The sequence below is a fragment of the Rariglobus hedericola genome (assembly GCF_007559335.1).
Lineage (GTDB): Bacteria > Verrucomicrobiota > Verrucomicrobiia > Opitutales > Opitutaceae > Rariglobus > Rariglobus hedericola.
In genome coordinates this window covers 127,450-147,076 of the sequence record NZ_VMBG01000001.1, presented here as the reverse complement: position 1 = coordinate 147,076, position 19,627 = coordinate 127,450, and the positions used below count along the sequence as shown (strand labels likewise).

The window sequence follows — 19,627 nt, the reverse complement described above, 5'->3', positions numbered from 1 at the left end:
ACCAAATGATATGCCTTAGACAAAAGAAAACCCCGGCCACCAAGAGGGGCACGGGGCGCAATCCAACAAAACACCGATCAGAGGCTTTTGGATTTGATCTCAACGCGACGGGTATAGACGCGCGAGTTAGCCAAAACAATGTCCCACCAATTGCCAGTTATAGTGCCAGCTTCAAACAAGGCCAATTGCTGAGCCCCTTCCGAACTCAATATACGAACAAAGACTTCAATCGAATCTGGAAACCCAATATTTGATCCCTTTGTAGTATCAGTCGTTGCTAGATAAGCATCAGTAGACGAAAGAGGAAATTTTAGCGTGGTGCCCTCATAAATCCTTACGCCAAAATCGACAACATTGTTCGCAATTACATTAGCTCTGGTTACTGAGCTACCTGCGGGTAATCGAACACTAAGTGAACCACCGTCATCAGTAGTATTATATTTGGCATCAAGCAAGTTATAGCCAACCCTGAATGTTACATCGGGGGCTACTTCTGCACGAAACATTTGATAGCGAACCTCACTGCTTCCCAATACAACCGGCAGGCGAATGATTTGGTAAGAAATTGCACGAGGTGCAGATAAATTGGCTAGGTCTGCATTCGAACCCGGAACCGTGGAAATAAAACGCAGCCATACTCCATAAGGACCAAATCGATAATCCTCCAATTTCGGCGGCACGCCGCTAGGTATGGAAAAAGTATTTGTGCCACCTGCTGTCCACCCTGGGCCCGTGGTCTGAACTGTAGCTGCCAACCACGCGTTAGTATCACGCTTGATAACGGCAGCCTGCAAATCGCCTGCCATTTGATCCAGAACCAACCGCGCTTGATTGCCGCTCTCCAAAGAGCCTGACGATCTATTCCATCCGCTGGTAATGTTAGTAACAATACCCAGCATAAGACTTACCAAAAGAGCCGTAACACCGATAGCAACCAGAAGCTCAATCAGAGTGAATCCAAGTTTGCTGGTCGAGTTAGAGCGATTGGCTGACCTAATAAAATTTTGAGTTCTCATCGTGTAATTGCAGCCGGAACCACCATAACGCTTTTCTGATTATCGACAACAGCAGTGCCTTGACCATCAGCACTCGAAACGTATGCAGGCCATTTCAGAACCACGGTGAAAGCCAAAAATCCAGCCGCATCGTCAGATGCAGCCGGAGATAATGTATCGTTTCGCACAAGCGTAAACTCAAAGAACTTTTCTTGATTGCTTGTCCATAAAGTAGGATTGCTCCCCAACCCTACCTTAGACCCATCTTTTGATGCGTAAAATAAAGTCCCGCCCAAACTGGCTTTTACAGTAGTAAACCCAGCCTGCTGCAACTGAGATTGTATAACCGTAATCACTCGAGACGCAGCATCTGAATCAGCAACATCTGCAATGCTTTTACTAGTAGGAGCTAAAAGCCCAATTACCCCCACAATAGCTAATGCAAAAATACCGACGGCTACAACCACTTCGACCAGAGAAAATGCCGAGTATTTAATATGTCGAGCTGTTGGGTCCAGTGCAGATTTGGAACTATTAAAGGTCATGGAGTTACAGTAACTAAATCAAATGTTTGCGCTTCGTTAATAAGAGTAGGAACACCGTAGCGACTAACAAATACGCCTCGGATGAAATCAGGATTGTCTAGAGTAATAGTAGTGGCGTCAGTGCGACGCCCAGAAGTTACCAAAATAGTGCCCTCACCGGTAGTTTTGCCTAACGAGCTAAAGACTTGAAACTTAAGATAAGTCTTAGAAGCAAAAGCACCCGTGGGATAGTATTGATAATTAACGGCGTCGTAGGATCTTTCAGCAAGAGAAGTAGCTAGAGGCTGAAATCCCTTAGACTGTCTATTTGCAGACCATCCAGTCAATGTAAGCACAGCAGGACTTGAGGGAGGAACGACATATATACCTTGCGGCAACATAATCGGATCACCTACAGCACGCCATTCATCCAATCCTGAACCAGCACGAACAACCACTTGTAATGATCGCAAAAAATCGTCATTTCCAGCATTGGTAACATCGACAACGATCATCGCATCCGACTGATTAAGTGCAGCTTGACCACGAGCACCTGAAAGCAAACTGACAAGAGATCCTTGTCCGGCCCTCAATGCAGACGTAGGATTCCCATTACGCATGGAAATGCCAATACCCGCCGCAAGAAGACTTATTAAGCCAATCACCACTAACAGCTCAATCAGCGTAAAGCCCCTATAATTGCTGCGCTGCATTGAAAATCTCCTAGGTTTCATTAATTAAATTATGATTATTTTACCAGCTATAGACTATGTCATTGGCCGTCAGGCCGCGACCTGCCGAATAAAAAATCACACCAGATCGCACACCAGCAGCGGCCGTAAATCCAGTAGGCGTAACTGGAGCGCCATCGATTGGAGTTACAGGTGCGAGCGACAAGGCCGGAGAATCCTGATCATTAATAATACCATCGCTATTAGAATCTACGAAATATACAATATCAGTATTCCCAAAGGCATCTTTGAGCAAGCCATCAGCAGCATCCCCATTAGCAATTAATGTAACCTCAGAATCAGAGGCCGAATAAAAAGACAATTTTTTACTATTCCCCTTTAGATCCGAAGCCGTTCCACCACTGTAACTTTTTCCCGTTAGCGCACCGAAAAATGAAGCTGCGACAACCTTATTACCAGTCCCAATGGAAGGATAATAACCATATTCATTTTTAAACAAACCCATAGAAACGGACCACTGACTAAACTGAGCCTTGGACTTTGCTTTGTTAGCCGAAATTTTAACAGAGCCAACCGTAGGAATAATGATTGCAGCCAGAATACCGATAATGGCAATCACCGTCAAAAGTTCAATCAATGTAAAGGCCTGCAGTGAGCGTGCAACTGGAGTGTTAGTTCTTGTTTGCATAAATGCTATCGAGATTATTTGCGTGAGTGTAGTTGTTAACCGTATTTGTAGGGGCTTGATAATCCGCATTAGGTCCAACCGAAAAAAGAATATACCCAGGGTGACGCCAGCCAGCAGCGGCTGAATTATAATAATACATATAACGACGCCCCCAAGGATCTAAAAAACTATTTAAAGCAGCCGTTGCATTATTGACAGAGGGCAAGGTTGTCGTTTCCAAAGAAAAACGAGAAAGCTCTACAAAGCTTTTACTGTTAATTGCAGAGTTGGTTATTTCGGCAGCAGACCCAAGCTTAGGACCCAATTTACCCGCTAAAGCATTAAACAAAAGCGCTTGCGTATGCGTGGCAGCCAGAGCGGTCGTCGTGTTTGGACCCACTGCGACTAATCCAGTCTGCGGATAATCGCCATATTGTTTTTTATAAGCCTCCAACGCTTGTGAGAGCACCGCCAGTTCAGTCTTTGCCTGACCGATCGCCGCACGCTCGTTGACTCCCTTCACCACGCCAAAAGTAATGGCTGCCAAAATGGCGATAATGCCGATCACGGTCAGAAGCTCGATCAGGGTGAATGCGCGATTGCCAGTCTGACGGTTCAGGCGGGCCTCACGCGCGGGGATACGTGCAAGGGTATGCATAGAGGGGATACACCCAACCAATCCAACTCCCTCGTATCTTCAACGCAAAAGTTACCTGCCGCCAAAAAGAATACCCCTCGTTCAAATCAACGTAAGCGCACGGCAAACAGCTTGCGGCGAAACAAGGTCCGCCACGCCTCGATTACGACACGTCGTCTGCGGCCACCTTGACCAGCGCGTCGTGCAATTTGGCTGCTTCGACCACCACGTTGACCAGCTCGACGACCGACACCGGCTTGAGCAAATAGCGAAACAACGCCGCCTCGTTCACGCTGCGCAGCAACATCTCGGGCTTCATGTAACCAGTCACCAGCACGCGTTGCATGTGCGGATATTCCTCACGGGCGCGCACCAGGAAACTCATGCCATTGCCACCGGGCATCAGGTGATCGGCGATGACGACTTTGAAATTCTTTTTGCGCAGGATGAATTCAGCCTCACGCGCCGATGTCGCCGTCGTCACATCAAAACGGGTTCCCAAGGCCTCGGCAAAGACCTCCAGCAAGGGACGTTCATCATCAACCACCAAAACCGCCTCACGAGCTACTTCCGGGGCGGATGGTGTGGATTCTTCGAGGCTCATAAATGGGTATTCGGGTCAGATTGAGTTCGGACCGGTTCATGGCAAACTCAAAGCCGCGTAAGATGCAGGGGGCCTGCTTTTAGTTTTGCGCGACACCCGAGCGCACGTTTCGCTCTGCGCTATGGATACTGATGCGCTCGTCGCGGCTTTACGCGACGGCACCCTGCCCCGCGAATCTGCCCAGGCACTCACTGCCGGCGAACTTTCCGCGCGCAATCCCGCCGGCAACACCGTCCTCCACGCCGCCGCCAAATACGGACGTCTGCGCGATCTCTCCGCAGCGGTGCTCACGCCCTCCCTGCTGACGCTAAAAAACGACTCGGGCTACACGCCGCTGCATCACCTCGCCCATGGCGGGCATTTGGCACAACTGCCACCAGGGCTGTTGTCGCACAGCCATTTTCTTATCCGCAGCAATTCCGGTTACACTCCGCTGCACACGGCGGCCGCCAGCGGTCATCTCGATAAACTGCCGCCCAATATCGGACCTCTGGACCGCGAACTCCTGCTGCTCCGCACCGACCTCGGTAACACCCTCGTGCACGAAGCAGCCGAAAACGGCACATTGGACCGTCTTCCTCCAGCGACCCTCACCGCGGGTCTTCTCACCGAACGCAACCTCAGTGGTGAAACCATTCTCCACGTTGCCGCGCTCAATGGTCATCTGAATCAAGTCCCGCCGTCTTTGCTGACTCCGCGTGCGCTACTACTGACGACCAAGGCCGGCGACACCGTCATCCACGCTGCGGCCATCGCCGGCCATCTCGACCAGCTGCCGCCTGAATCGCTGGTGCGCGAACACCTCATCCTTAAGAGCAAGGCGGGTTACACCGTGATTCACGCCATCGCGGAAACCGGCCAGCTGAATCGCCTGCCCGCAGTGAGCCTGACCGCTGACTTGTTACTCACGCCCAACGACCACGGCGACACCCCGCTGCATGCAGCCGCTTTCGAGGGGCACCTCAATCAGCTCCCCGCGTCGCTGCTGACCGCCGAGTTACTGGCCACCCGCAACTATGAGGGAGTCACTCCGCTCGCCACGGCCGTTCGCCGCGGGCACATTGAGCAATTACCTCCTCATCTTCATCCCAAGGCCCCAGGTCTGATCGGACGTGCGATGATCAAACTCGGTTTCTCACGTTCGCCGCTCTGATCCCGTGGAGTTAGGGCGCACGCCCCACGCGCACGTGCAACATTTCCAGTGCGCCCGGTGTTTCGAGCCATTACAGGCGGATCAAATAGCGCCAGCCGCCTGCCTTGCGCGGATCCAAAGCCAACCCATGCGCAGTCTTTCGGCTTCCCTCCCTCGCGCCGTTCGCTTCACTGCACCTTTCCCTTCCACATGAGCAATACCACGATCAGTGCAATCACCGCCCGCGAAATCATCGATTCCCGCGGCAATCCGACCGTTGAAGTCGACGTCAAGCTCGCCAACGGCGTCGTTGGCCGCGCCGCCGTTCCCTCTGGCGCCTCCACCGGCGAACACGAGGCCCACGAGCTGCGCGACAGCGATGTGACCGCCAAATCCCTCCCGAAGGGCATCAACGGAAAGACCCGTTTCCTCGGCAAGGGCGTCCTCGCCGCCGTCGGCAACGTCAAGAACGTGATTTCCCCCGAGCTCATCGGCTTCGACGCCCTCGATCAGGTCGGCATCGACCACGCCATGATCAAGCTCGATGGCACCAAGAACAAGTCGAAGCTCGGCGCCAACGCCATCCTCGGCGTCTCGCTCGCCACCGCCCACGCCGCCGCCAACTCCCTCGGCCAGCCCCTCTACAAATACATCGGCGGCCCGAACGCCAAGGTCCTCCCCGTTCCCATGATGAACATCATGAACGGTGGCGCGCACTCTGACGCTCCCATCGATTTCCAGGAGTTCATGATCCGCCCGATCAACTTCGACACCTTCTCCGAGGCCCTCCGCGCCGGCGCCGAAGTGTTCCACAACCTGAAGAAGGTTCTCAAGGGCCGTGGCCTCGCCACCGCCGTCGGTGACGAAGGCGGCTTCGCCCCCAAGCTCCCCTCCACCACGGAAGCCCTCGACGCCATCGCCGAGGCCGTGAAGGGTGCCGGTTACAAGCTCGGCAAGGACATCACCCTCGCCCTCGACGTCGCCGCCTCCGAATTCTACGACAAGAAGACCGGCAAATACGTCTTCAAGAAATCCGACGGCCGCATCTTCACCGGCGACGAATTCGTCTCCTACTACAAAGAGCTCTGCGCCAAATACCCGATCGACTCCATCGAAGACGGCTGCGCCGAAAACGACTGGGCCACCTGGAAGAAGCTCACCGTCGCCCTCGGCGACAAGATCCAGCTCGTCGGCGACGATCTCTTCGTCACCAACGTCGAGTTCCTCAAGAAGGGCATCGCCACCGGCACCGCCAACTCGATCCTGGTCAAGGTCAACCAGATCGGCTCCCTCACCGAGACCCTCGACGCCGTCGAGCTCGCCCACAAGAGCCGCTACACCGCCGTCCTCTCCCACCGCTCCGGCGAGACCGAGGACGTCACCATCGCCGACATCGCCGTCGCCACCAACTGCGGCCAGATCAAGACCGGCTCCGCCTCCCGCACCGACCGCGTCGCCAAATACAACCAGCTCCTCCGCATCGAGGAAGAGCTCGGTTCCACCGGCATCTACGCCGGCCGCCTGTAATCGTTTGACGAATACATCGCAAAAAAAGGACGGACCTCACGGTCCGTCCTTTTTTGCGTCCGCCGGACTCGTGCTTCCCTCACTCCTCCGTTTCGAAAATTCCTTCCAGTTCCTTGATCAGATCCTCGCGCGGACGGTCTTTGCGCAGGAAGCCATCCGCTCCGCCATCGACCGCTTCTTTGATGGTGCCTGACTGCGCTTCCGCGCTCAAAATCACGATAAAGACTTCATCGTCCTCGCCGCGTATCTCCGGCAGCAAAGCGAGTCCGTTGCCCCCCGGCATATTCACATCGAGCATCACGAGCCCCGGATGATGAGCCTGCCAGAGTTCACGCGCTTCCGTGATGTTACCCGCCTCATAAAACGTTTCCACGCCGAGCTGCATAAGCAGGAGTTTCACATACGAGCGGATGTGAGCCTCGTCATCGACAATCAGGGCAGACGAAGGAACGAGCAGGGCCATGGTTTCGATTAACCTCAGGCGGTCGCCAACGGCAAGCGCAGGTTCTTCGCGTGGAACGCCAGCGCCTCCTGAATGTGCGTATCCCAATAGTCCCACGTGTGGGCGCCGGGAAATTCGTTATAGGTATGCGGCACCTGCGCCGCCGTGAGCTCGGCATGAAACGAGCGGTTGTCCTCGATAAGGAAATCCTCGGTTCCACAATCAAGCAGTAATTCGGGCAGCATCCCGGATGCCTTCGCGCGTTGGGCGAGCACGCTCAAGTCGTGATCCGAACCACGCGGATCAGCACCGAAGATCTTGCTCAACTCACGCAAAAACTCCGCGCCTCGGCCGTTCAACGACACCGGGGCGTTCGGGCCGGTCTTGTAATCGAAATTCCCCCACGCCACCGCGCCTGAGTGGCTGTTCACCGAACAAAAACGATCGGCGTAACCCAGGCCGATGCGCAGCGCACCGTAGCCACCCATCGACAGACCACCGATGGCGCGCGCCGACCGTTCGGGACGCGCATGGAACGTGCGTTCGATGAAGGACGGAAGCTCCTCGCCGATGTGCCGCGCGAACTCCTGTCCCTCGACCGCGTTGGTATAAAAACTCCGGTAGCCGTCCGGCATCACCACGATCAACGGCAGGTCGCGCACATACCATTCGATCCGCGAGCGGCGCAGCCACATGGACGAGTCGTCGCTCAGTCCGTGCAAAAGATAAAACACCGGGAACGGACCTTTGCCCGTTTCCGGCAGCAACACCTGCGCGGTGGTCTGCTTACCAATGACGTCGCTTTTCCAATGAAGAGTGCTCCAAGCCATAAAAAATCGTGATCCAAATACGGTTATTCCACCCGCACGATGTAGCCACGGAGGTATTCACTCTCGGGCATCGTCACGAGGACGGGATGGTCCGCGGGTTGGTGGCAGAACTCGACGACGCGCACCTTGCGCTTCGCATCGGTTGCCGCCTCGGCGAGCACGGTGCGCAACTCGGCATCCTGCATGTGGTGCGAGCACGTGTAGGTCGCCAGAATGCCGCCGGGCACGAGACTCTGCATGGCGCGGAGATTGATTTCTTTATAGCCACGCAACGCACCTTCGAGCGCGCTCTTCGACTTCGCGAACGGCGGCGGATCGAGCACGATTACATCCCACAACGGCTCGCCGTGGCGCGCCGGATCGTTGAACCAGTCGAACACATTCGCCACGTTGAACGACGCGTTCACGCCGTTGCGCTCGGCATTTTTGCGAGCCTGATCGATGGCGTCACCGGCGCTGTCGAGACCGAGCACTTCCTTCGCACCGGCGCGCGCGGCGTGAAGCGCGAACGGTCCTTGATTACAGAAGGCATCGAGCACGCGTTTGCCGGCGACGTGTTTCGCGAGGACGGCGTGTTGTTCGCGTTGATCGAGATAGAAACCGGTTTTCTGACCGCTTTGCAGATCGAGCCAATAATCAAAGCCGTCGATTTTCTCCCAACGGGGCTCCCAGGATTTTCCGCTGCGCGTGTGCACGCCGAGAGGAAGGCCTTCGAGCTTACGAATGTGGGCGTCGTTGCGCACGATGATCTCGGCGGGCGAAACCAGTTCGGCGAGCAGATCCGTGATGAGCTGCGAACGCTGATCCATCGCGAGCGTCTGAATCTGCAACACCAGCGTATCGCTAAATTGATCGACCACCACGCCGGGCAGATCGTCCGACTCCGACCAGATCAAGCGGCGGTGCGTGGGGCTGGCAGAGCTGGCATCGCGGCGGGCGATGGCCTTGGTGATCGCGTTGCGCAGATAGGCTTCGTCGAGCGTGACGCGCTGGGTGCTCAGGCGGCGCCAGATGATCTGCGACTTCGAATTATAAATACCGCTGCCCAGAAAACGGCCGGCGCGGTCACGGCATTCCACGACGGCGCCATCGTTGTCGGGGGAAAGGAGCGTCTCGACCTCGTTGGCAAACACCCACGGGTGGCCGGTGAGAACGCGCGACTTGGCGTTGGCTTTAAGTTTCAGTGAAGCGACAGGCGACGACATCGCGACATCATCACGCGCCGCCCTGCCAGTAGAAGCTCAAAGTGAAAGATCGTCGGTCAACGGACCGCGGCCTTTATGAAAACCGTCTTCATCCTCGAAACCCTCGGGCGCACGCATGACCGCGCCCGTCAGGACGAGCAGTCCGGCGAGGTAAAGCGCCGCGATAACCATGAAAGCGATGAGCATAAACGAGGGGTGCGCTCATGACGATGTGCGCGGGCAGCCCCATATCCATCCTGCAAGTTGCATAACTTTGTGAAAATTTACCCGGCGTTGCCCCAATGCTGGTCCGTTCGCGACTTTCCAAATAAGGCTTCCCCTCCCCGCCTGCGACCTGTTGCGTTGAGGGTTTAGCCATGACGCCCGCCCAGGAAATCGCCCGCCGCCGCACCTTCGCGATCATCTCGCACCCCGACGCCGGTAAAACGACGTTGACCGAGAAATTCCTCCTCTACGGCAACGCCATCCACCTCGCCGGCACCGTCACCGCCCGCAAGAGCCAGCGCGCCACCACCTCCGACTGGATGGAGCTCGAGAAACAGCGCGGCATTTCCATCAGCTCAACCGTTCTCCAATTCGACTACCAGGGCTACGCGGTCAACTTGCTCGACACCCCCGGTCACAAGGACTTCTCGGAAGACACCTACCGCGTGCTCACCGCCGTCGATGCGGCGCTGATGGTGATCGACGCCGCCAAGGGCATCGAGCCGCAGACCCGCAAACTCTTCGAGGTCTGCAAACGCCGCGGCGTCCCCGTGTTCACGTTCATGAACAAGTGCGACCGCCCCACGCTCAATCCCATCGATCTCCTCGATGAATTGGAACGCGTGCTCGGCCTCACGCCTTGCGCCGTCACCTGGCCCCTCGGCAACGGCCCCGGCTTCCGTGGCGTTTACGATCGCCGCACCAAGGAAGTTCACCTGTTCGAGCGCACGCCCCATGGTGCCTACCGCGCCCCCGTTAATGTCACCGGTCTCACTGATCCCGTCGTCCGCGACCGCCTCGACGACTACACGTTCGACCAGGTCTCCGAACAGATTGAGATTCTCGATGGTGCCAGCGCGCCGTTCAACCTCGCTGACGTCCAGGCAGGCAAACAAACGCCCGTATTCTTCGGCTCCGCGGTGAACAACTTCGGCATCCAGATCCTTCTTGAGGGTTTCCTCAAAAACTCGATTCCGCCGACCACCCGCAGCTCCGTCAGCATCACCGTTCCCGGCGCGCCCGCTCCGACCCTCGCCCGCGAGATTCCCGTCACCTACGAGAAATTCTCCGCCTTCGTTTTTAAGATTCAGGCCAACATGGATCCGAAGCACCGCGACCGCATCGCCTTCGTGCGCATCTGCTCCGGCAAATTCACCCGCGACATGAGCGTTGTCCATCAACGCACCGGTCGCACCGTGCGCTTGTCCTCCTCGCACCGTCTCTTCGGACAAGAGCGCGAAACCGTCGACGTTGCCTGGCCCGGTGATGTCATCGGTCTCGTCGGTCACGACGCCTTTGGCATCGGCGACACCCTGACCGAAGACCGCACCATCGCCTACGACGAGATCCCGCGCTTCCCCTCCGAGGTGTTCACCTACATCTCGAACCCCAACTCCGGCGACTCCAAGAAATACCGCGCCGGCATCGAGCAGCTCCTCCAAGAAGGCGTCGTGCAGTCCTTCCAACCGCGCAACGCTCCTCCCGGCGCCACCCTGCTCGCCGCCGTTGGCGTTCTCCAATTCGAGGTCGTGCAGTTCCGCCTCAAATCCGAATACAACGCCGAGTCCCGTCTCGAAGCCACGCCGTGGACGCTCCTCCGCTGGCTCGAACCGCATCCCGCGCTCAAGGACACGTCCACGCTGATCGTCGCCAGCGGCGTGAGCTTCGGCGTCGATAAATTCGACCAGCCCATCGTCCTCTTCCCCAACGACTGGACGCTGCGCTACTTCATGGACAAGAACCCCGAGCTCAAACTCCACGAGCTCCCCATCGAGCAGACCCGCGGCGCCAAATAATATCCGTCGCCACACTCCCCTTCCCACCTTCCTAACTCTCCCGACCAGCGTATGAACTTCACCCGTCTCCTCGCTCTCTCCGTCTTTGCCTTCGCCGTGCTCACGCCGGTCGCGCGCGCCGCCAAACCCCAGAAACCAGCCGGCGTATGGAAGGGTTACATCTCGATCGATGCCGCCACCGGCCAGACCCTCGCCGAGGAAAATGCCGACGTCGTGACGCCACCCGCCAGCATGACGAAGCTCATGACGTTTGCAGTCGTTTACGACAAACTCCAGAGCGGCTCCCTCACCCTCGACACCGTCGTGCAAATCACTCCGGACGATGCCGGCATGGGCGGCACCCAAGTGTTTCTCGATCCGAGCGAAGCCTTCCCCGTGGAAGACCTCATCCACGCCTTGATGATCCAGTCGGCCAACGATGCGGCCCACGCCCTCGCCCGGTTTTCCGCCGGCTCGGTTGAGGCGTTCGTCGAACTCATGAATGCCAAGGCCCGCTCCCTCGGCATGACCAATACCACCTTTCGCTCGCCGCATGGCCTGCCCCCGAGCAGCCGCCTGACCGCCGATGGCGACCTCACCACGCCCCGCGACTTCGCGATTCTCTGTCGCTATCTCGTGCAGAAAACCGACGTCCTCAAATACTCTTCCGTCAAAGAACGCGACTTCGGATCCGCCCGCGTGAAAGGCCCCATGCACATGATCAACCATAACAAGCTCCTCGGCCAAATCCAGGGAGTCGACGGACTCAAAACCGGTTATACGAAGAGCGCCGGATATTGCCTGAGCGCCACGGCGCTTCGCAACGGCCACCGCGTCATCATCGTCATCATGGGCGCCTTCGGCCCCGGCGGAACCATCGATCTGGGCGCCGCCCGTGATCGCAAAACGATCGAACTCCTCTCGCAGAGTTTCGCCGCCATTCCTGCCGGTTCGCCCACGTTCATCGGCCCGAAGGAGGCGCCCACCTCCCCTTTCAGTCCCGTCGCTTCACCGGTTGGCACCACTCCCGCCGCCGCAGCACCTGCGTCCACACCGGCTGCCGACGCACCGATGGTAAAGTTTACGCTTCCCCCAAAAAAGAAGTAACGGGACTGATTGTTTAGTGCGAGTGCTTGAGCGTCAGCATCACGACGCCGAGCACCGTAAACACGATTCCGAGCAGGCCGGCTTCCCAGCGCTCAATGCGCTTCAGCTCCACCTTTTCGAGACCGACGAGGGTGAGCCAGGTAAAGACCAACATGCCGCCGAGCGTGCCCACTGCGAGGATGCCGCTGAGCACAAAAAAGCCCTGCCAGCCAAACTGCACGCCCGAGAGATAGACCGGCAAAAACCCTTCGCAGGGTGACAACGTCAGCATGATGAACAACCCGCTGATCGCCGCCCAGTCGCCCTTGCGATCCGACACCAGCGCGCTGCCTTCCAACTCGGCCTCCAAGTGACTGTGACCGTGCTTTTCATGACCGCAGTGCGAACTCGGCTCATGGTTACCGCCCGGCGTATGGTGATGCAGGATGCCTTTGCCCCGCCACTGACGCCAAAAATAAAACGCGCCCACCACGAGCAACACGCCGCCCGCGATCATCGTGAACGCGTGACCGAAGTGTTCGTCGAGTTGGAAGCCGAACCACGCGATCGCCAGACCGAGTAGGCTCGTCAACGCCACATGGCCCAATCCCGCGAAAACCGAAACCATCAACGCCTTCGAGCGGCTCCAGCGGCGGGTGCGCGCCACCAACACAAACGGCAGCCAGTGTGTCGGGATCGCCGCATGCAGAAAGGCGACGAAAAAGCCGGTCGCTGCAATGGTGGCCAGGGCGGTTGAGTTCATTCGATTAAAAAGGCGAAAGCGGACATAAAGCCATCAGGCCTCGTCCCCTGTCGAACGCGAACTGTAGCAAAGTCGTCAAGCCCCCCGCCCCGCGGACCAAAATCGTTGTCATTGTCTTAAGCGTTCTCGTTCTCTTTGTTTTTCCCTTCGCCATGTCCACCGCGCCCGATCTTTCCGCCGTCAAAGCCTACCTGCTCGACCTGCAGGATCGTATTTGTCGCGCCCTCGAGTCCGAGGATGGTTCGGCGGTTTTTGCCGAAGATCCTTGGACCCGTGCCGAAGGTGGCGGCGGCCGCTCGCGCGTGATGGCAGACGGCTCGGTTTTCGAAAAGGCCGGCGTTGGTTTCTCCCACGTTTTTGGCACGCAGCTCCCGCCTTCCGCCACCGCACACCGTCCCGAACTCGCGGGCAAACCGTGGCAGGCCCTCGGCGTTTCGCTGGTCATCCACCCGCGCAATCCCTACGTCCCCACCAGCCACGCCAACGTCCGTTTTTTCATCGCCGATCCCGACGGCCCCAATCCCGTCTGGTGGTTCGGCGGCGGCTTCGACCTCACGCCTTATTATGGTTTCGAGGACGACTGCGCCCACTGGCACCGCACCGCACGCGATGCGGTCGCCCCTTTCGGTGATGATCTTTACCCCAAGTGGAAAAAATGGTGCGACGACTACTTTTTCCTCAAGCATCGCGGCGAACCTCGCGGCATCGGCGGCCTCTTCTTTGACGACTTTAACGCCCTCGGTTTCGAGTCGTGTTTTGCCGTTTTTCGCGCCGTCGGAAACGCGTTTATCCCCTCCTATCAGCCCATCGTCGCCCACCGCAAGGCCGCGCCCTACGGCGAACGCGAACGCGACTGGCAGTTGTATCGACGCGGTCGTTACGTCGAGTTCAACCTCGTCTGGGACCGTGGCACCCACTTCGGCCTGCAAAGCGGCGGGCGCACCGAATCCATCCTCATGAGCCTCCCCCCGCTCGTGTCGTTCAAATACAACTACTCCCCCGAACCCGGCACCGAGGAAGCCCGCCTCCATACCGATTTCCTCCGCCCTCGTGATTGGGCCGCTCTTTAAAAAAACAGATGAACAGCCGCGAACGTTTCCTCTCCGCCCTCGCCTGCCAGCCGCTTGACCGCCCCCCCTTGTGGGTCATGCGCCAGGCCGGTCGCTACCTGCCCGAATACCGCGCGCTCAAAGCCCAGTCGTCCTTCGTCCACATGGTGCAGACCCCCGCGCTCGCCGCCGAAGTCACGCTCCAGCCGGTCCGTCGTTTCCCCGGACTCGACGCCGCCATTCTCTTCTCCGACATCCTCGTCATCCCCGAAGCCCTCGGCCAGCCCTACAGTTTTCGCGACGGTGGCGGCATCGCCATGGACCGTCGCATTTCCACCCGTGCCGACATCGACGCGCTCAACCCCGTCTCCGCCGTCCCCGAGAAACTCGACTACGTCGCGCAAACCCTCCGCCTCCTCAAAACCGAACTCGCTGGCAGCAAAATGCTCCTCGGTTTCGGCGGCTCCCCATGGACCCTCGCCACCTACATGGTCGAGGGCGGCAGCTCCGACGACTTCGAGCGCATCAAGCTCCTCTTCTATACCGACCGCGCCACCTTCGACGCGCTCCTCGAAAAACTCACCGAGTCGCTGATCGCCTACTTCCACATGCAGATCGCCGCCGGCGCCGATGCTATCCAGATCTTTGACTCCTGGGGCGGACTCATCGCCGGCCCCGATTATGAAGCCGCATCCTTGAAATGGATACGCCGCATCATCGCCGCATTGCCCGCTGATTTCCCGATCATTCTCTACGCCAAGGGCACCGCGCCCCACCTCACCGACCAGGCGTTTTCCGGCGTGCGCGCCATCAGCGTCGACTGGACCAACGACCTCGCCATCGTCCGTCGTAACCTCCCCGCCAACGTCGCGCTCCAGGGCAATCTCGACCCTGTCCTCATGCAGACCACCCCCGAGATCGTCTCCCGCGAAGCCGCCCGCCTCCTCGAATCCATGCGCGGGCTCAACGGCCACGTCTTCAATCTCGGCCACGGCATCACCCCGCAGGCCAAGATCGAAAACATGCAGGCGCTCGTGGATACGGTGACCACGTGGAAATAACCCGCTTCGCAAAGCGCAAAATCTGCGTAGTCCGATACGCTCCGTTCTGACATCCTGTTCCCATCCCGTGAATCCTGTCAGAAACTCCGAAACCCTCCCCGTCGCCATCATCGGCGGCGGTATCACCGGCCTCGCCGCCGCACACCGGCTTGCGCGTCAAGGCCGTGCATTTCGTCTCTTCGAAGCCTCGCCTCGCCTCGGCGGCAACATCCGCAGCGAACGTGAAGGCGACTGGCTCCACGAAGCCGGTCCCAACTCCCTCCAACTCACCCCGCCGGTCGCCGCACTCCTTTCCGAACTCGACCTCGCCCCGCTGACCGCGTCGCCCGCCGCCAAAAACCGCTACATCGTCCGTGATGGCCGCCCCGTCGCCGCGCCCACCTCTCCTCCGGCCTTTTTCACCTCTCCGCTTTTTTCCGGCATTGCGAAACTCCAGCTGCTCATCGAGGTCTTCTCCCGCCGTCGCAACCGCACCGCCGACGTCAGTCTCGCCGATTTCGTTGCCGATCATTTTGGTTCCGAACTGGTGGATTACGGCCTGCGTCCGTTCGTTTCTGGAATCTACGCCGGCAATGCCCAAAAACTCTCCGCGCGTCACAGTTTCCCTTCTCTATGGGAAGCCGAACGCACCCACGGGTCGCTCATCCGCGCCCAACTCGCCTCCGCCAAGGCCAAACGCGCCCGCGGCGAGCCCTCCGGCCCGTCACCCATCGTCAATTTCACCGACGGACTCGAAACTCTCCCTCGCGCCTTGGCCGCCCGCCTCCCCGCCGGTAGCGTCGAACTCAACGCGCGCGTCACCGAAATCGTCCCCGGCCAACCTTGGAAGCTGTATTGGAAAGATTCCCATCAGGTCTCGCACACTGAAACATTCTCCTCCGTCGTCCTAGCCGTGCCCGCGGCCGCACTTTCCGAGCTCACCATCGGCCCGATGGGCGAACGTCCGCTCTCAGCTCTCTCCGACGTTGAATACCCACCTGTTTCCTCCCTCTTCCTCGGTTATCGCTGCGAACAGGTAACCCACCCGCTCGACGGCTTCGGTATGCTGGTCCCGCCCGCCGAAAGCCGCTCCATCCTCGGCGTCCTGTTCAACTCCACGCTTTTCCCCGGACGCGCCCCCGCCGGCCACGTTGCCCTCACAGTCATGAGCGGCGGCGCCCTCCGCCCCGACCTCGCCCGTCTTGACGAGCCTTCCCTGCTCACCCTCGTCCAAAAAGAACTCTCCGAACTCCTCGGCGTGAGCGGTGCCCCCGCCTTCATCCGCCGCAGTTTCTGGGCGCACGCCATCCCCCAATACAATCTCGGTTACGAGCGTTTTCTCGACCTTATCGCCCGCACCGAGGCCGCCCGCCCCGGACTTTTGATCGGCGGACACGTTCGCGACGGCATCTCGCTTCCTAACTGCCTCGCCGCCGGCGAAAAACTGGCCGTCCGCGCCTTGGCGTAACTTCTTCCCAAAACGAGTCGTTCGCGGGCCTTGACTACCGAGGTGCCGGGGGTAGCCTTCGCCGCTTTTCTTTGGCATGGCGCAAGACCTGAAAGACACTCTCCAGCTTCCTAAAACCGATTTCCCCATGCGGGCAAATCTCGTGCAGCGCGAGCCCTCCCGCCTCGCCCACTGGGAGAAACTGGATCTCTACGCCGCCATTCAGCGCAAGAACGCGAATACCGGCAAAACGTTCGTCCTCCATGACGGTCCCCCGTTCACCAACGGCGATGTCCACATTGGCACCGCCCTGAACAAGTCCCTCAAGGATATCACGCTTCGCTACAAATCTCTCCGCGGCTACCGCACGCCCTACGTGCCGGGCTGGGACTGCCACGGCCTTCCCATCGAGCAAAAGGTCATGCGCGGCCTCCAGGCCGAAAACAAGCAGGTCTCCACCGCCGAAATGCGCTCCCTCTGCGACGCCTTCGCCGAGAGCTGGATCACCACCCAGACCAAACAATTCAAACGTCTTGGCGTGCAGGCCGACTGGGCCAACCAATACAAGACCAAGGCTCCCGCCTACGAGGCCGACATCATCCGAACCTTCTCGGCCTTCGTCGAAAAGAACCTGGTCTACCGTTCCAAGAAACCCGTTTACTGGTCCATCCCCTTCGAAACCGCCCTCGCCGAGGCCGAGATCGAATATAAAGACCACGTCTCGACCGCGATCTGGGTAAAGTTCGCCGTGCCCGCCGAGGAATCCGCGAAGTTCAACCTTCCCTCCGACAAGCCACTCTTCGTCGTCATCTGGACGACCACCCCGTGGACGATCCCGGCCAACCTCGCGATCGCCCTGCATCCGGAAGTTGAATACGTCGTCGCCGACCTCGGGGCCGAACGCATCATCGTCGCTCAGGCCCTGCTCGGCGCCGTGCTCGCCGCTGCCAAGATTGAGGCCGCCCCCGCCATCGTCAAAACCGTCAAGGGCGCCGAGCTCGAAAAACTCGCCCCCCGCCATCCGTTCATCGACCGCGCCTCGCCCGTCGTCCTCGCCGACTATGTCACGACCGACTCCGGCACCGGCGCCGTCCACACCGCCCCCGGCCACGGTGCCGACGACTATCTCACCGGCCTCAAATACAAACTGGATATCTATTGCCCCGTCGGCGGCGACGGCCGCTACCTCGACGACGGACAAGTCCCCGCCGATCTCGTCGGCATCAGCACCCTCGAAACCATCGAGGACATCGCCGCCAAGAAGCCTTCGCCCGCCAACCTCGCCGTCCTCAAAAAACTCGCCGGCGCCGGCGCTCTCCTCGCCAAGGCCAAATACGTCCACAGCTACCCGCACTGCTGGCGCTCAAAGACCCCGATCATCTTCCGCGCCGTTGACCAGTGGTTCGTCGGCCTCGACCGCACGTCCTCTGCCACTCCGGCTTCTCCCCGCGAAACCGCCCTCGCCTCCATTCCCGCTGTCCAGTGGGTTCCGACTTGGGGCCAGGCCCGCATCACCGGCGCCGTCGAAGCCCGTCCGGATTGGTGCATCAGCCGCCAGCGTTCATGGGGCGTTCCCATCATCGCCTTCTACGACGCCGATAAAAACGCCTTCATCGATGCCGGCGTGATCCGCGCCGTGGCCGACAAGATCGCCACCAAGGGCACCAACTTCTGGTATGACGCCCCCGCCTCCGAGATCCTCGATGGCGTCGCGCTTCCTGCCGGCTGGCCCGCGCCGTCCACGCTCACCATCGGCCGCGACACGCTCGATGTCTGGATCGACTCCGGCTCTTCCCACGCCGCCGTCCTTCGCAACCATCAGGGCAACACCTCCGCACCCGCCGATCTTTATCTCGAAGGCTCCGACCAGCACCGCGGCTGGTTCCAGTCTTCGCTATGGACCAGCATCATCGCCTTCAACGAAGCGCCTTATAAAGCCGTTCTCACCCACGGCTTCATCGTCGGTGAAGACGGCAAGAAGATCTCCAAGTCCGGCCAATACGAGAAGCCCCCGACGTCCGACAACTTCATCGCGCAATACGGTGCCGACGTCATCCGCTTCTGGATCGCCTCCCAGGATTTCACGCAGGACATCACGCTCTCCGAGAAAATCCTCAACAACGCCGCCGAGGGCTACCGCAACCTGCGCAACACCCTGCGCTACCAGCTCTCCACCTTCAGCGACTTCGATCCCGCGACCGATGCCGTGCCTTACGCGCAGATCGACACGCTCGACCGCTGGGCGCTCCACCAGACCGCCAAACTCCTCGCCGAGGCGACCGCCGCGTATGATGCTTATGAATACCACCGCGTCATCCAGGCGGTGAGTTCGTTCTGCGCCACCACGCTCTCGGCCGTTTACCACGACATCCTGAAGGATCGTCTCTACACGCTCGGCACCACCAATCCGCTGCGCCGTTCGTCGCAGACCGCGATCCACCACATTTTCGGAGTCCTCGTCAAAATCCTCGCCCCCGTCCTCACCTTCACCGCCGACGAAGCCTGGGCCTACGCAACGACCAAGACCGAGTTCACCGACAACCCGATCCACCTTCAGGACTGGCCCGTGGCCGACGCCGCGTGGACGAACCCCGAGATCGAGGCCGACATGGCCGCGCTCCTCAAGGTTCGCAGCTTGGTCACCGAGGCCATCGAGCCCGCCCGTCAGGCCGGCAAGATCGGCAAGTCCCTCGACGCCTCCATCACCCTTTCCGCCGACTCGGCCGACACCACGCTCGGCACCCTCGAGAAGCACCGCGATTTCCTGCCAGAGTTGTTCATCGTCTCGCACGTCACGCTGACGCCCGCCACCGGAGCCCCGCTCACGGCGGCCGTCCGCAACTGCGAAGAACTGGGCGACGCCAAGTGCCCGCGCTGCTGGCGCTGGGTGCCGGCCCTGGAAAACACCACGCACGGCGAGCTTTGCTCCCGCTGCGCCGAAGCTTTGCACGCCCCGTAACACTTACCTCAGTCCATCAACTAACATCATGGCCAAAAAAACTAAAAAG

General features: G+C 59.2%; 19 protein-coding genes. 8 read left to right on the top strand and 11 right to left on the bottom strand.

Features of this window, described 5'->3' with window-relative positions:
• Nucleotides 1–77: 77 nt before the first annotated feature.
• The 6 genes from FPL22_RS00710 to FPL22_RS00685 form a co-directional block, all read right to left on the bottom strand.
• The gene (locus FPL22_RS00710) at nucleotides 78–1,016 is read right to left on the bottom strand and encodes a PulJ/GspJ family protein (protein ID WP_144228203.1); all 939 of its coding nucleotides are present in this window, start codon (nucleotides 1,014–1,016) and stop codon (nucleotides 78–80) included.
• Complete coding sequence (locus FPL22_RS00705; RefSeq protein WP_144228202.1) at nucleotides 1,013–1,540, bottom strand: hypothetical protein; 528 nt, start codon at nucleotides 1,538–1,540, stop codon at nucleotides 1,013–1,015. The genes FPL22_RS00710 and FPL22_RS00705 overlap by 4 nt, the downstream gene beginning before the upstream one ends.
• Entirely contained in the window at nucleotides 1,537–2,232 is a 696-nt protein-coding gene (locus FPL22_RS00700) for a prepilin-type N-terminal cleavage/methylation domain-containing protein (protein ID WP_162525145.1), read from the bottom strand. The genes FPL22_RS00705 and FPL22_RS00700 overlap by 4 nt, the downstream gene beginning before the upstream one ends.
• Before the next feature lie 40 nt (nucleotides 2,233–2,272).
• On the bottom strand, nucleotides 2,273–2,899 hold the full coding sequence (locus FPL22_RS00695) for a prepilin-type N-terminal cleavage/methylation domain-containing protein (RefSeq protein WP_144228200.1): 627 nt from the start codon (nucleotides 2,897–2,899) through the stop codon (nucleotides 2,273–2,275).
• On the bottom strand, nucleotides 2,883–3,536 hold the full coding sequence (locus tag FPL22_RS17895; protein ID WP_144228199.1) for a prepilin-type N-terminal cleavage/methylation domain-containing protein: 654 nt from the start codon (nucleotides 3,534–3,536) through the stop codon (nucleotides 2,883–2,885). Before FPL22_RS17895 ends, FPL22_RS00695 begins: the two co-directional genes overlap by 17 nt.
• A gap of 142 nt (nucleotides 3,537–3,678) precedes the next feature.
• On the bottom strand, nucleotides 3,679–4,119 hold the full coding sequence (locus FPL22_RS00685) for a response regulator (protein WP_144228198.1): 441 nt from the start codon (nucleotides 4,117–4,119) through the stop codon (nucleotides 3,679–3,681).
• Between the two features lie 121 nt (nucleotides 4,120–4,240).
• Here FPL22_RS00685 and FPL22_RS00680 point away from each other — a divergent pair, with 121 nt between their 5' ends.
• Both FPL22_RS00680 and eno read left to right on the top strand, forming a co-directional pair.
• A complete protein-coding gene (locus FPL22_RS00680) occupies nucleotides 4,241–5,272 on the top strand; it encodes an ankyrin repeat domain-containing protein (protein WP_144228197.1) in 1,032 nt (343 codons plus the stop codon).
• A gap of 189 nt (nucleotides 5,273–5,461) precedes the next feature.
• Nucleotides 5,462–6,778 (top strand): phosphopyruvate hydratase, encoded by a 1,317-nt coding sequence (gene eno / locus FPL22_RS00675; RefSeq protein WP_144228196.1) that lies wholly within the window; start codon nucleotides 5,462–5,464, stop codon nucleotides 6,776–6,778.
• A gap of 79 nt (nucleotides 6,779–6,857) precedes the next feature.
• On the opposite strand, the gene FPL22_RS00670 is transcribed toward eno, so the two are convergent.
• Genes FPL22_RS00670 through FPL22_RS17640 form a run of 4 tightly spaced genes read right to left on the bottom strand, consistent with a single transcriptional unit; the run spans nucleotide 6,858 to nucleotide 9,441 of the window.
• Entirely contained in the window at nucleotides 6,858–7,241 is a 384-nt protein-coding gene (locus tag FPL22_RS00670) for a response regulator (RefSeq protein ID WP_144228195.1), read from the bottom strand.
• 14 nt (nucleotides 7,242–7,255) lie between these two features.
• A complete protein-coding gene (locus FPL22_RS00665) occupies nucleotides 7,256–8,050 on the bottom strand; it encodes an alpha/beta hydrolase (protein ID WP_144228194.1) in 795 nt (264 codons plus the stop codon).
• A gap of 23 nt (nucleotides 8,051–8,073) precedes the next feature.
• Nucleotides 8,074–9,255, bottom strand: coding sequence for a class I SAM-dependent rRNA methyltransferase (locus FPL22_RS00660; protein ID WP_144228193.1), 1,182 nt, complete (start codon nucleotides 9,253–9,255; stop codon nucleotides 8,074–8,076).
• Between the two features lie 36 nt (nucleotides 9,256–9,291).
• Entirely contained in the window at nucleotides 9,292–9,441 is a 150-nt protein-coding gene (locus FPL22_RS17640; RefSeq protein WP_162525144.1) for a hypothetical protein, read from the bottom strand.
• A gap of 170 nt (nucleotides 9,442–9,611) precedes the next feature.
• On the opposite strand from FPL22_RS17640, the gene FPL22_RS00655 reads away from it, so the two are divergent.
• Both FPL22_RS00655 and FPL22_RS00650 read left to right on the top strand, forming a co-directional pair.
• Nucleotides 9,612–11,255: a peptide chain release factor 3 gene (locus tag FPL22_RS00655; protein WP_144228192.1), complete on the top strand. Its 1,644-nt coding sequence runs from the start codon at nucleotides 9,612–9,614 to the stop codon at nucleotides 11,253–11,255.
• Between the two features lie 51 nt (nucleotides 11,256–11,306).
• A complete protein-coding gene (locus FPL22_RS00650; protein ID WP_144228191.1) occupies nucleotides 11,307–12,341 on the top strand; it encodes a D-alanyl-D-alanine carboxypeptidase family protein in 1,035 nt (344 codons plus the stop codon).
• Between the two features lie 13 nt (nucleotides 12,342–12,354).
• Here the strand turns inward: FPL22_RS00650 and FPL22_RS00645 are convergent, their stop codons facing one another.
• Nucleotides 12,355–13,083 (bottom strand): sulfite exporter TauE/SafE family protein, encoded by a 729-nt coding sequence (locus tag FPL22_RS00645; RefSeq protein ID WP_144228190.1) that lies wholly within the window; start codon nucleotides 13,081–13,083, stop codon nucleotides 12,355–12,357.
• A gap of 152 nt (nucleotides 13,084–13,235) precedes the next feature.
• Here FPL22_RS00645 and hemF point away from each other — a divergent pair, with 152 nt between their 5' ends.
• The 4 genes from hemF (at nucleotide 13,236) to ileS (ending at nucleotide 19,578) form a co-directional block, all read left to right on the top strand.
• A complete protein-coding gene (gene hemF, locus FPL22_RS00640; RefSeq protein WP_144228189.1) occupies nucleotides 13,236–14,153 on the top strand; it encodes an oxygen-dependent coproporphyrinogen oxidase in 918 nt (305 codons plus the stop codon).
• A gap of 8 nt (nucleotides 14,154–14,161) precedes the next feature.
• A complete protein-coding gene (gene hemE / locus FPL22_RS00635; protein ID WP_144228188.1) occupies nucleotides 14,162–15,193 on the top strand; it encodes a uroporphyrinogen decarboxylase in 1,032 nt (343 codons plus the stop codon).
• Between the two features lie 67 nt (nucleotides 15,194–15,260).
• Nucleotides 15,261–16,640, top strand: coding sequence for a protoporphyrinogen oxidase (hemG, locus tag FPL22_RS00630; protein ID WP_238991269.1), 1,380 nt, complete (start codon nucleotides 15,261–15,263; stop codon nucleotides 16,638–16,640).
• 76 nt (nucleotides 16,641–16,716) lie between these two features.
• On the top strand, nucleotides 16,717–19,578 hold the full coding sequence (gene ileS / locus FPL22_RS00625; protein ID WP_144228186.1) for an isoleucine--tRNA ligase: 2,862 nt from the start codon (nucleotides 16,717–16,719) through the stop codon (nucleotides 19,576–19,578).
• The last annotated feature ends 49 nt before the right edge of the window (nucleotides 19,579–19,627 follow it).